The sequence below is a fragment of the Litchfieldia sinesaloumensis genome, assembly GCF_900156865.1.
In the GTDB taxonomy this organism is placed as follows: domain Bacteria; phylum Bacillota; class Bacilli; order Bacillales; family Bacillaceae_L; genus Ferdinandcohnia; species Ferdinandcohnia sinesaloumensis.
In genome coordinates, this window is record NZ_LT732529.1 from 1,287,942 (window position 1) to 1,301,211 (window position 13,270).

The following is a 13,270-nucleotide window of genomic DNA, read 5'->3' on the forward strand; positions in this document are numbered from 1 at the left end:
CTTAAAGTTAAGATAGTTGAGTAATCGTTTTATCCCATTTCAATTCAGCGCTTGTATTAGTAAGGATATCTTCCACTGTAAAGGGACTCATGACTTCTAACAGGTGAAGCCCATCCTCCATCACCTTAATGACTGCCATATCCGTAATAATGAGATCCACACAGTTTTTTGAAGTTAACGGTAGTGTGCATTCTTTTACAATTTTGGAGTTTCCATGTTTGTCGAGATGATTCATCAACACAATTACCTTTTTTGCTTTTTGCGCAAGCTCCATCGCGCCACCCATGCCAGGGACGCGTTTACCAGGAACAATCCAGTTGGCAAGGTCACCTTTTTCACTCACTTGAAGGGAGCCAAGTATTGTTATATCGATATATCCGCGGCGAATCATTCCGAAAGCTATTGAACTATCAAAATAGGACGAACCTGAAACCGTTGTTACAGGATAGCCAGCTGCATTGCAAAGATTTTCGTCCTCTTTTCCTTTTCCTGGGCTTGGTCCGATTCCGATAATTCCGTTTTCTGCATGAATCATTACATTTATCCCATCTGGAAGGTGATTTGGAACAAGGGATGGGATGCCAATACCCAGGTTCACAATCATCCCATCATTGATTTCCTGTGCAGCACGTCTCGCAATTCGATTGCGTATATCTATTCCCATACCCATTTCCAATTCACCCCTTTAGTCTTAACGATCATGTCAACATAAACCCCCGGTGTAATTATTTCTTCTGGGTCAAGCTCTCCTAAAGGTACAATCTCTTCTACTTCGGCAATCGTAAATTTCCCTGCCATTGCAACTAGTGGGTTCATGTTTCGCGCGCTCTTGTCATAGACAAGGTTTCCAAATGGGTCTGCTTTTTTAGCGAAAATAATCGATATTTCTGCTGTTAATGGTTTTTCTAAAAGATATTTAGTTCCATCCACTTCAATAATTTCTTTTCCATTCGCTACAATATCATTATCAATTCCTACATCGACTAAAATACCACCTAGGCCAACGCCACCTGCGCGTATACGTTCAGCAAGTGTTCCTTGTGGGGAAAATTCAATTTCCATTTTTCCTTCTGTCATCAACTGTCCTGCTACGGGGTTAGAACCAATATGGGACACGATACATTTTTTTGCATGACCACGACTTACGAGTTTTCCGATTCCAATGTTCGGAAAACCTGTATCATTTCCTATTAAGGTTAAATCTTTTACATTTTTCGCTATTAATCCATCAATTAGAGTTGGGGGACTTCCTATCCCACCGAATCCCCCAAACATGATCGTTGTGCCATCATTAATCCGTAAGAGTGCCTCGTCTAGAGTTGAAATTTTATGATAACGATTTTCTATCAATCTATTACACCTCCACATCAAGCAGTAATAATACCTTTATTTCTCAGCACTGTTTCAACTTCTGTTAATGTTTGGTCTAGAAGAACAATAACTTCATCAATTTGCTGAGGTGTGATGGTTAATGGAGGAGCTACTAAAATCGCGTCTCCTCCTACTCCTTCAATTCCTGCTGCAGCCGGATAGAGTAAGAGACCATTTTTTTGCGCCTGACTCACAACAAGTGAGGTTAGGTCAATTTCCTTTCTAAAAGGAAACTTTGTGAACCTATCGGATATAAATTCGACCCCACACATCATCCCTTTTCCACGAACATCTCCTATGATGGTGTGTCCTTTTTGCAATTCTTGTAATTTAGTAAGAAGATAGTTTCCGTTTTTCTCAGATTTTTCAACGAGATTATGAGTTTCAATATAATCAACGACCGCCAACGCAATTGCTGCCGATTGAGGGTTTGCACTATATGTGTGTCCACTCATAATTAGTTTAGACCCTTGTTGAATAGGTTCCATGACCTTTTCGCTGACAAGTGTCGCGGCTATTGGAGTATATCCAGCACTCATCCCTTTTCCAAGGGCAATGATATCAGCTTGTGTATCCCAATGTTCAAGGCCAAACATTTTGCCCGTTCGCCCCAAACCCGTCATCACTTCATCCGCGATAAATAAAATTTGATACTTTTCACAGATTTTTTTAATAACCTGGTAATAGCCCGGTGGCGGGACAATCGCACCACCTGCTGCACCGATAATGGGCTCAGCGATAAAGGCCGCAATATGTTCTGCCCCTATCCGGTTGATCGCTTGTTCGAGCTCTGTAGCACACATATGTTTACAGTTAGGATAAGAGGCGTTAAACGGACATCGGTAACAATACGGCGGTTGAATGGTTGGGTAGTCCTCTAATAATTGAACAAATCGCGCTCTTCGCCCTGTATGACCAGACATTGAGAGTGCACCAATTGTGATCCCATGATAGCTCATCCAGCGCGACAGAATTTTATTTTTACCTTTAATCCCTTTTTCTTGCCAATGTTGAATGGCGATTTTCATAGCGGTTTCTGTTGCTTCAGAGCCGCTATTCACAAAAAAAGACCAGTATTCACCGCCTTTTGCTAGGTCACTTAGTTTTTTTGCTAATTTCTCAGCAGGCTCACTTGTGAATTGCGACCTGTATACAAACGAAATTTTATGAGCTTGTTTCTCTATGGTTTGAACGATTTCTTTTACGCCATGCCCAATGCTTGCGGTAATTGCTCCAGAGGAGCCATCGATGTACTTTTTTCCGTCGGTATCATATAAATAGATTCCATCCCCATGGCTGATCATTGGATAGTCCTTATCCAATAAAGGTTTAATTAAGCGGGTTTCGTCCAATGCGAACCCCCTCCTCGCCAAATTGGTAGTAAGGATGCTTTCTAAGGCAATCCAGATCTGAGGTATATGTGTGTGTGTTCGGTTTAAAAGTGACACTGAAAATAGGCTTATGTTTGTTACATGAAGGACCGAACAAAGCGGGATTTGCTTCGTTTGGTTCTTCATAGCGCTGATGAAGGACTGAAACAGTCGGAATCAGCTTCATATAGGTCTTCATAGCATGGGTGAAAACCTGAAGCAGGTGGAATCGGCTTCGTACAGGTCTTCATAGCAGTGATGAAGGCCCGAACGAATTGGAAACTGCTTCATATGGGTCTTCATAGTACCGATGAAGGCCCGAACCAATTGGAAACTGCTTCGTATGGGTCTTCATAGCAGTGATGAAGGTCCGAAACAGTTGGAAATTGCTTCATATGGGTCTTCATAGTACCGATGAAGACCTGAAACAGTTGGAATCGGCTTCGTACAGGTCTTCATAGTACCGATGAAGACCTGAAACAGTTGGAATCGGCTTCGTACAGGTCTTCATAGTACCGATGAAGACCTGAAACAGTTGGAATTGGCTTCGTACAGGTCTTCATAGCGCCGATGAAGACCCGAAACAGTTGGAAACTTCTTCGTACAGGTCTTCATAGCGCCGATGAAGACCTGAAACAGTTGGAAACTTCTTCGTACAGGTCTTCATAGCGCCGATGAAGACCTGAAACAATTTAAATCTGCTTCGTATGGGTCTTCATAGTGCTGAAGTGCCGATGAAAAGGAAAACTCCTTAAACTCCTCGCCTGAATCCCCTTCATAAGCATGATGAAGAGGAAAACTCTTTAAACACCTCGCCCGAATCCCTTTCATAGTCGTGTTGAAGAGGAAAACCGCTTAGAATCTTTGCCTAATTCCTCTTCATTCCCCGAAAAGAGTAAAATAATGTACACCGTAACGACATGAACTTTATGCCTGTAAAAAATCTAGAAATAATTTAAAAATGTAAATTCTTCAAACTTAAAAATGCCTACTATTACATCATATGTATGTAAAGAATAATATTTTCGTTATTCGTAGGTTATTTTTCATCTAAGAGGCTTTTGTGAATCCAAATGGCTGCCTGCATTCCATCTCCCATCGCAATCGTGGTTTGTTCAGAATGCACTGCAATATCTCCTGCCGCCCATACATGTTCAACATTCGTCCTCTTTGTCCGAGGATCTACAATGATATGTTTGTTTTCTGTTCGTTCAATCCCAAGTTGTGTGGCCAGCTCTGAACGTACTTCGTTTCCACCAAAGCCTAGAAATCCCCGATCCCCATCGATAATTTCTCCAGTTTTTAATCGTACACCTTTAAAATCTTCGGAATCCTCTCTAAGTAAGACCTCTTCTACATCATCCTGAATATAAGTAATTCCCTTCTGTTTTAACTTTTCCATCGTTTCACTATCAAGCTGTTTCCAATCATGATTGATAAGCGTTATATTTTTTGTAAAATAAGAAAGTGTCAATGCCATATTAGCTCCAGGCATACTTGAACCAATAACAATCACATGTTTGTCAACAACTTCGTAACCATCACAATCAGGACATACATAAATGGTTAAGCCGAGGCATTTATAAATATTTTTAATAGCGGGGATATTGTCCTTCACACCTGTAGCAAGTAGTAAACGTTTTGCAGTAAATGTGTCCCCACCACGACAATACAATGTAAATCTAATTTCCGCTTTTTCAACCTTAATCACTTCATTTTGAATAAAAGAAACTCCATAACGTTCGGCATGTTGTTTTCCTAACTCTCGTAAGGTTTGTCCACTCACACCATCAGGCCAGCCTAGAATATTGTGATAGCATCTGCATATTGTGGATCGACCGTCATTTGAATCAATCACACCTATCTTGTGTTTGTAGCGCCCAAGTTGAATGGCTGCTTGTAAACCAGCAATTCCTCCTCCGATGATAATGACTTCAAATTGATTACTCATACATTCACCTCATTAAAGACATATACTTTATAGGATTTGTTTTTTAGGATGAGTTCTATTCAGAATTAGCATAAGTTAACATAATAAAAATTACGATAAACAAAAGGGGCTCCCTTCACACGAATTGTGAAAGAACCCCTTTGCTTTGTATTATTATTTATCGAATGTAAGAAGCACCAACAATGATTAATAAGATAAACAGCACAACGATTAATACAAAGCTGTTGTTATATCCAAATCCACCGCCATACCCATATCCGCAATGATCCTGATATCCGTAATGCATAGTGTCATCTCCCTTTCTTTTTCATTACACTGTTAAGATATGAGCCTATGGGTTGTACTGTATGTGCTCTTGCCTATTTTTTGAGTTTTTTTATTTTCCCTTTACTTATTATAGAAATATAGTATCGCAGACTAATAATTTGATTGAATTTTTATACATATTCATTTATAATAATTCAATATAAACGTATAAAATGAAAGCAGGGTTAAGTATGAAAGCAGAAATACTGGCAGCAATTGAAGATTATAAAGAACGCTTTTACGAAATTAGTACATATATAGGAGCAAATCCAGAGCTAGGTCATGAGGAGTTCAAAGCTTGTAAAATATTAACGGATGAGCTTAAAAACCACAATTTTAATGTTGAAATTGGAACAGCTGGGCTTCCCACAGCATTTGAAGCTACGTTTGACAGCGGAAAACCTGGTGCAACGATTGGAATCATGTCAGAGTATGATGCTCTACCGGAGTTGGGACATGCGTGCGGACATAATTTAATTGGAACCATGGGGATTGCAGCTGGAATTGGATTATCGAAAGTTCTTTCTTCTACTGGTGGAAAAGTAGTCGTTTATGGTACACCCGCCGAGGAAACAAAAGGTGGAAAAGTTACCATGGCGGAGCAAGGCATCTTTGACCACCTTGATGTAGCGATGATGGTCCATCCGCTTAGCCAATATGAAAAAAGTGGTAAATCGCTTGCGATGGACGCGATTCAATTTGAATTCTTTGGTCGAGCGGCACATGCAGCGGCATCTCCACATGAAGGAATCAACGCTCTTGATGCCGTTATTCAAACATTTAATAGTATCAATGCTTTAAGACAACATATTACACCAGATGCACGTATTCACGGGATTATTTCTGAAGGTGGAAAAGCCGCCAACATTGTTCCCGATTTCGCAGTAGCTCAATTTTATGTCCGTGCTGCTTCTCGTTCTTACTTGAACGAGCTCTTGGAGAAGGTGAAAAAATGTGCACAAGGCGCTGCCCTACAGACAGGTGCAACGATGGAGTGGTCTTTTTATGAATTCTCCTATGATGATATGATCACAAATGAGTCTTTATCGAATGCTTTTAATGATACATTAATTGAACTGGGTGTTAATTCGGAAGACATCAATGAACGTTCAGAAGGAACGGGTTCACTTGATATGGGAAATGTTAGCCAGGTGGTCCCTTCTATTCATCCCTATGTAAAAATATGTGATGAGCCATTTGCATGTCATACTCATGGTTTTCGTGAAGCTGCACTGAGTGATCAAGGAAAAGAAGCTATGATCTTGGGTGCTAAAACAATGGCATTAACAGGTTATAAAATCCTAACAGATTCCCAATTACTAGAAAAGATTAAAGAGGAATTTGCTGCAAATAAATAAGATATGCTAGAGACGGTTTAACTCAAATGGATGAGCAAACCGTCTATTTTTGTGTTCATAGCTACTCTATCTTCTATCCTATTTTTTCCATTTATATAACAAAGGACATGTGTAACCAAGCTGTAATATAACTGTAATACTATTCTATTTATTTTTTTCATAGAAATGAGTCATAGAGAGTTACCCAGAACTTAAATTGACTAGGAGGACTATTACGATGAAAAAAATACTATTTGGAATAGCGATTTTTATAGCATCTCTATTTTTTGCGGATTCGGCGTTTGCTTATACAGTTCAAAAAGGTGACACTATGTCAGAAATAGCTCGAAAGCACAGTATGTCATTACAGGAACTAGCAGGTATTAACCCACAAATAGATGATTTAGACCTGATTATCGTCGGTCAAGAAATAAATACAGAAATGAATCATAATGCCCCAAAACTTACTGAAGGATTGAATGTAGTTAAGCAAGAAAAGGTCGAGGTTGCAAGTGTAGAAACTGTAAAAGAAGAGAAAGTTGTTACTGAGGTTAAAAGTGCTTCAACAAATCATCAATTATCAGATGCTGACTTTGACTTGTTAGCAAGAATTGTACGAGCTGAGGCTCAAACAGAACCATTTGAAGGAAAAGTAGCAGTTGCAGCTGTTGTGTTAAATCGAGTAGAAAGCCCTAAATTCCCTGATACGATTCGAGGCGTTATCTATCAACGTGGCCAATTTCAACCTGTAATGAATGGTCAAATCAATAAAGCGGCGGATGAAGAGTCTAAAAAAGCGGTGAGTGCCGCACTTACCGATATGAGAGAAATTGCGAAAGATGCATTGTTCTTTTATAATCCAACTATTGCCACAAGTCGATGGTTAGATTCAAGAGCCACTGCCGTACAAATAGGCCGACATGTGTTTAAATATTAAAAGATAATGCGAGGCTTCACTAACTTTGAAAATAATAGAGGTAACTAATCACTTATGATTGGTACCTGTGAAAAATATAATAAATGCCTGAGCCCTTAAAAATATGGGTTCAGGCATTTTTGATTTTTGGTTCTTACCTTATCTTAAAAAACTGCATACGTTGGTTGAATAGTGTTGGATAGGATAAGAATCCAAGCATGATGCTAGTAACGGCTGCAGTTGTTAAAAGTAAAAAGAGTACGAGTAATTGGAATTGAACAGCTTGAACTGGACTAGCACCGGCAATGATTTGACCACTCATCATGCCTGGGAGTTGAACAAGACCGATTGTCTTTTGACTCTCAATCGTAGGAATCATACTTGCCTTGATTGACGTAATTAACTGCGTATGAATCGCTTGTTTTGGTGTCCCTCCTAAAGAAAGGATGAGCTCGGTCTGATCTTGATGTGTATCAACCTCAGCTGTAAATCGATTTAAAAATAAAATCGAAAGCACCATGGAATTACCAACAACCATCCCACTGATTGGAATGATATACTGCGCTGTTGCTGGTATAATCTGAAATCCAAGTAAGATTGCTTGGGTGAGCACTTCCATAAAAATCAATGTTAATGCGATTTTCCATGTGATGCCTTCGATTGCCTTCCCTTTTTTCCTTGCATTTAATGTAGCTGCAATTATCATTACCGCAACCATTAGAAATATATAAATAAGACTTTCCGCATCAAATACAAATTTTAATATATAGCCTACTGCAAATAACTGAATGATGGATCGAACGACCGCAATGGTTGTGTCCTTTTCCAGACCAAGTTTAAATGTTTTAGATAAAAAAATAGGTATCAAAACAAAAATAAGTGCAATGGCTAGCGCAAATGTACTCATTCCATCTCCCCCTTCACAAAATGTTTGACTCGTTCATGAGTAGGAGATTTCAATAATGTACTTTTTCCTGTTTCAACTAATTCCCCTTCCATCATCACCCACACTAGATGACTGATATCAATTGCTTGTTGTAGGTTATGGGTTATCCAGACGATTGTCACCTTGTATTTCTGGTTTATTTTAACGATAAGCTCTTCGATTTCGTGCATTGAAACACGATCAAGTGCAGACGTGATTTCGTCCAGTAACATGATTTTGGGATGGTTAACCAGTGTACGAGCAATGGATACCTTTTGACGTTGACCACCTGATAAATCACGAACATCTCTATTCATATATTCCTCTTCTAAACCAACATCTTCTAATAAATCCAGTGCTGTCTTTTCTTCTAGTTTTTTCCCTTGAAGTGTCATAGGTAAAGCTAAATTTTGAAAGACAGTTCCGTTTACCATTGGTGCGTTTTGTAAACCAATTCCAACCGCACGTCGTAATTCAACAGGCTCGTATGTATTGATGTTTTTGTCTTTTACATAAATCTCACCGGAACTAGGTGATAATAGGCCGTTACATAGTTTCAGCAGTGTTGATTTACCAGCTCCTGATGGTCCAACTAATGACGTAATTGTTCCTTCATAAAAAGAACCTGTTATATTTTTTAGAATATGTTTGTCATCCGCACGAAAATGAACTCGGTTAAAATGAATGGCTGGACTTAGAGTTTGCATATCTTCACTTCCTTTAACGCGATACCTACAATTTACCATAACAATTCTGTTCGTAAATACAATTTGATTTGCTTTTGTATATTATGTACTGATTTTACGATAGTCATTTTAAAATTTTTTAGGTAGGAAAATTCGCTTGTAGCTAGAGGATAGGTAGCTACACAGCTGATGAAGGAAATTGAAGGTTTAAGAAAAATGGAGGTTGTAATAAAATCACAACCTCCGTTAGATTATCCTTGGACAACAATCCCGTTAAGTTCTTCATGATAAATCCATGCATTTTGTTCGGGTGTCGTCGCTCCGATCCAGACAAACAGTGGGTCTGGTCCGTGAGAGCCATTGAAAGTCACGACAAGGTGCTTATAGGCTTTAAGAGTTTTCTCCTCTTCTTCTCGAAAGAAGGAAAGCTGCGGATTGTATAATCGATTCCCTTCTGTGTATTCATTCCGGTATTCACTGTATTCAGGTAAATCTTCCGGGCGTTTTACTTGGCTAAACGTCACGACAATTTTTCGGGTTTCAAAAAAGAGTGATACGTATTCATAGGATAGCCCTGCAGTACGTATTTCAGGCGTTACATTCAATTCTGGATGTTGATTCGCTAATGAGTAGACGGAGTCGAAAACATAAGAGGCACGTTGTCTGGAGATGAAGTTTCTTTCGGTAACAAGGTTTGGCTTTCCGTCTCTATCACTATAAAAACGCTCTAACCCTTCTCTTATCCCTTTAATAATTAATTGTCGTTCAGCACTACTTAAATAAAATTCGTGATTTGAATCTAGCAACATTCGAACCTCCCTATTAATACGTTTTCATTATTATACCTTCAAGGGGTTGTCGAAAAGTGTTAGATTGTGGATGGAGTCTATTTAAGATCTATTAAAAAGAGTAAGCTTATAGACTTTTTAAGCTTACTCACTCTTTCTTTTCTATATTTAGTTCCATCTAAATTACAAGATTCACACTTTTTCCTTCCATGTATGTAGGAGATCCTCTAGTTTTTCACACAGATAAAAAACAAAATAGGATAATAGGCTGTTTGGATCCTCAATATCAGATATGGAATTGACTTTATAGGGTTCGAGCTCTCTTTTCCAATGGGTTAAGTCATTCATAATCACACTTATTTCTTCATGATTCACTATATTTTCAGGATCAATCACTCGATGTGGAAACAGTGGCACATTCCACTTCGAGACTTCCGAAAGGACAGATTCCAATTTGTCAAACATATCCTTCACACTCGTCTGCTGTTCGTCAAAGATTGAATAAAAGTCATCTTCAACTTCCTGGTAATCATCGCCCCAAGTCAACCGCGCAAAATAATAACTGTTCATTAATTGTAACGATTTCCATGGAAAATGAAGTCCCAATGTACTCTCAGCTTCTTTTGGAATAAAAGGCACAATTAGATTAACCATTGAATTGATTCCTAACGTAGAGTACACGTTAATGTCCTCATGAATTCTGTGAAATAAAGGAGGAAATAAATCACCTAACATATAATGATCACTATAATATTCAAAAATGGTAATTTCCTGCTGATTTTTTTTTGTTATTTGACACCATGTTTGTAAAGCCTTAAAAGCTCTTTCTTCATTCTCAAACGATTGCTGATAGTTCCTTCCCCAATACGCAAATAACGTATTTACCTTATTAGAGCCACTTAATCCACATTTAAGTTCTAACATATCCCACGATAAGCCTGCATTGTAGGCGATATGCTCTACTTCTATAGCGGGTATCTTACATTTTAAGAGATCAGTGAATTCAATATAACGAGCTAAAAAATCGTGGTCATCATTTATAGCAACATCAGCTGGCCATAAGGATAAGCGTTTAATGGATGGTGTTTTTTCACTATAGCTTTTTATTTTATCAATTAGTGTAAACTTCCAGCTATCATCTGAAAAATCAATCTGTCTTTTTTCAGAAACAGTGGGATCCATTAATAAATAATGCATGCTATGTCCGCCAATTGTAATCGACAGGCCTCGTTTCTCTATCTCATCTTCTACTACATGCCTTACTTTATCCCAAAGCATAAATGTAAAAAATAGTTCATTTATATAATGCTTCGCAGCCCAATCGATAAGTTGTATTAAAAAAGGAATATCATCGTAATTTTCAATTACGAGCCCTCTTCTTACCATTTTTCCGCTATAGAATTTAGTAGGTATAAGACTAAAAACCTTGTGTTCTATTTTTTCGTTTGATAAAAAATGAACCCATCTGTACCCAAACATTTTTTTACAAATATGATATACGCCATAAAGAACCGACCTATCATTGGTGCCAATAACGTATATTTCGCGTTCCTTTTGTACGAAATGAAAACCATCAACAGAAGAATCATTGCTCAAGTAAGTCTGTTCGACTAAGCCTTTATCTATAAACTCTTGACCTAAGCCCAAAAAAAAAGAATATGGTAAAGGATCTTGAACATGTTGTGTATACTTTAGCAACTCATTTTTAGCAAATTCGGTTACTGACCTATTATTAAGGGTTATACATCTGACCGACATTTGGTCACCTCCTTATTAGTCTAATAAAGATTGATTTAATTCTTTCAAGATAAATCCTGAAAGTATAATGGCATTCGTCCAGCCACTTTCAATGACATATGCTCCCCAACCAGTGTCACCGTTATTTCCAAAGTATTCCCTGCTATCCAAATGGAAGGAACGCATCCAGCCTCCATCAAATTCCTGTTTATGCGACGAAATTTGGATAGACGTTAAAAATGGTATCAATTTATCAATCATCTCTTTTAAAACCGGGTCACTCGTTGCCTTCCAAGCTTCCCATGCATTCATGAGTAAAAAGTTATTGGTATATAATTGGTCAGCAATACCCTCCCCATTCATACGGAATACACCTGTATCTTCGGTCCCATAGCGCCCCGGATCCGGATTATCACTTTCCTCAATAGCACCTAACTCATGTTGCTTGTCTGCAAGGTAGAAAACGACTTCATATAAACCGTTCAGGATACGATCATCTTTTGTGACAGCATACGTTTGGGCTAAAGCTAGTAAAAATCGACTGTACCCTGCCGTCTTGCTATACATGAATGTTAGCTCATTTTTATTCTCAAGCATGTACAATGTCCCTTTTTTAGCAGTCTGTAAAAAACGTTCATCTTTCGAAACATGATAGGCGTGTATAAAAGCAGCATGAACGATGGATTCAAAGTGGGGATTCATACTGGCTAAGGTAGACGTTTGAAAATAACCATTTCCTTTGTCAAGTAGTTCTTGTTCACGAATGCACTCTGGCCGTAATCCATTTAGATTTTGCGTGTTTAGTAGAGCATACGCTGTTAACAAGCCTCTTTTTTTATACTCTTCGTTACCTGTTTTGCGATATAAGTATAATAACACCAGCGCAACCCAGCTATTGTCATCGGAGAATATTTGGTCCGGCTTGCTTTTTGGACTTTGAAACCATTTCCAAAAGCCGTATGTAACGGAAGTTGGGTCAGTATCTTGATAACCCGCTTCAAACAAATAGGTGAGTAAATTGCTAGACCTCTCCCACCACGTTTGATCCTTTGAATATTCTCCATACAAGTAAAATAGCAATGCACTATGAGCATGACAATCTGGCCGATAATCCCTACTAATATCACTTCGAATCGAATGGACATTTTCATAAATTCCTAGCGTTCCATCATCCTTTGGAAGAATCCCTGAATGCAAAAACCAATTCATGCCGTGTTCAATTGTCTTTTTGCTATCATTTTCCATTGAAGGTTTAATTACCTGAGGAAGGAATTGGATGGGCAACTCATAGTCTTGTTGGAGCCATTCAATAACGTTATTCCAAAGCCAATTCGGTCGTAATGTCCAGTTCTGATCATTCCCTAAAAAGGAGAACGTGGAATAAACGGCCGTTCCTTTACCGTATTTCTTCACGACAATACCAGGATATTTCCCTTTTTCTTCTGTTCTATGAGTTTCTTTAAAAAGGCCAACATCCAATAACCTCTTTGTATCAAAGGTAAAACCCGTTATAAACGGCCCCTGCCATTCGAGTACCTGCCCTATTTTACAAAAGGGATTATCCGTTGATATGACTGCTTTTTCGAGACGACGGTTAGTAACTGCAAAGTCTTGCTTGAAACCGAATAGACGTGAGGATGGAAAGTCTTCACAATTAAGTAGTTCTCCATACAATGTCCCACCCTGTTCAACAAAGACCCAGAGTTTTTCGAGCAATTCGTAGTCTAACTTCATCGGTACCCCATTGTTGTTACCATTTATGAAAATGGAGTGATACTGGAGGAGATCTTCATCTAGTAGTTGAGTTGGATCAGAAAAATAATGTGTATAGTTCACAAGTCTTTTCATGTTCTTACTTTTGTCTACGACAGCAATCATTGCTA

12 protein-coding genes are annotated in these 13,270 nt (G+C 38.5%); 2 read left to right on the forward strand and 10 right to left on the reverse strand.

Annotated elements, in window-relative coordinates; genetic code table 11:
• Nucleotides 1–7: 7 nt before the first annotated feature.
• From CZ490_RS06305 to CZ490_RS06325, 5 genes are all read right to left on the reverse strand, one after another.
• Nucleotides 8–670: a 3-oxoacid CoA-transferase subunit B gene (locus CZ490_RS06305; protein WP_077618105.1), complete on the reverse strand. Its 663-nt coding sequence runs from the start codon at nt 668–670 to the stop codon at nt 8–10.
• Entirely contained in the window at nt 655–1,347 is a 693-nt protein-coding gene (locus tag CZ490_RS06310) for a CoA transferase subunit A (RefSeq protein ID WP_077620959.1), read from the reverse strand. Before CZ490_RS06310 ends, CZ490_RS06305 begins: the two co-directional genes overlap by 16 nt.
• 20 nt (nt 1,348–1,367) lie before the next feature.
• Nucleotides 1,368–2,723 (reverse strand): aspartate aminotransferase family protein, encoded by a 1,356-nt coding sequence (locus CZ490_RS06315; RefSeq protein WP_077618106.1) that lies wholly within the window; start codon nt 2,721–2,723, stop codon nt 1,368–1,370.
• Between the two features lie 1,057 nt (nt 2,724–3,780).
• The gene (locus CZ490_RS06320) at nt 3,781–4,692 is read right to left on the reverse strand and encodes an NAD(P)/FAD-dependent oxidoreductase (RefSeq protein WP_077618107.1); all 912 of its coding nucleotides are present in this window, start codon (nt 4,690–4,692) and stop codon (nt 3,781–3,783) included.
• 157 nt (nt 4,693–4,849) lie between these two features.
• The gene (locus CZ490_RS06325; protein ID WP_077618108.1) at nt 4,850–4,978 is read right to left on the reverse strand and encodes a YjcZ family sporulation protein; all 129 of its coding nucleotides are present in this window, start codon (nt 4,976–4,978) and stop codon (nt 4,850–4,852) included.
• A gap of 211 nt (nt 4,979–5,189) precedes the next feature.
• On the opposite strand from CZ490_RS06325, the gene CZ490_RS06330 reads away from it, so the two are divergent.
• Together CZ490_RS06330 and CZ490_RS06335 are read left to right on the forward strand one after the other, a co-directional pair.
• Entirely contained in the window at nt 5,190–6,356 is a 1,167-nt protein-coding gene (locus tag CZ490_RS06330) for a M20 family metallopeptidase (RefSeq protein ID WP_077618109.1), read from the forward strand.
• A 217-nt stretch (nt 6,357–6,573) separates the two neighbouring features.
• A complete protein-coding gene (locus CZ490_RS06335) occupies nt 6,574–7,272 on the forward strand; it encodes a cell wall hydrolase (protein WP_077618110.1) in 699 nt (232 codons plus the stop codon).
• Nucleotides 7,273–7,405: 133 nt separating this feature from the next.
• On the opposite strand, the gene CZ490_RS06340 is transcribed toward CZ490_RS06335, so the two are convergent.
• The 5 genes from CZ490_RS06340 to CZ490_RS06360 all read right to left on the reverse strand — a co-directional run bounded on the left by CZ490_RS06340 (nt 7,406) and on the right by CZ490_RS06360 (nt 13,265).
• Nucleotides 7,406–8,158, reverse strand: coding sequence for an ABC transporter permease (locus CZ490_RS06340; RefSeq protein ID WP_077618111.1), 753 nt, complete (start codon nt 8,156–8,158; stop codon nt 7,406–7,408).
• Nucleotides 8,155–8,883 carry an ABC transporter ATP-binding protein gene (locus CZ490_RS06345; protein ID WP_077618112.1) on the reverse strand — a complete coding sequence of 243 codons (729 nt, stop codon included), beginning with the start codon at nt 8,881–8,883 and terminating at the stop codon, nt 8,155–8,157. Before CZ490_RS06345 ends, CZ490_RS06340 begins: the two co-directional genes overlap by 4 nt.
• Before the next feature lie 230 nt (nt 8,884–9,113).
• Nucleotides 9,114–9,668 (reverse strand): hypothetical protein, encoded by a 555-nt coding sequence (locus CZ490_RS06350; protein ID WP_142255340.1) that lies wholly within the window; start codon nt 9,666–9,668, stop codon nt 9,114–9,116.
• A 174-nt stretch (nt 9,669–9,842) separates the two neighbouring features.
• Entirely contained in the window at nt 9,843–11,408 is a 1,566-nt protein-coding gene (locus tag CZ490_RS06355; protein WP_077618114.1) for a DUF3435 domain-containing protein, read from the reverse strand.
• A 15-nt stretch (nt 11,409–11,423) separates the two neighbouring features.
• Nucleotides 11,424–13,265 (reverse strand): glycoside hydrolase family protein, encoded by a 1,842-nt coding sequence (locus CZ490_RS06360; RefSeq protein ID WP_077618115.1) that lies wholly within the window; start codon nt 13,263–13,265, stop codon nt 11,424–11,426.
• Between the last annotated feature and the right edge of the window lie 5 nt (nt 13,266–13,270).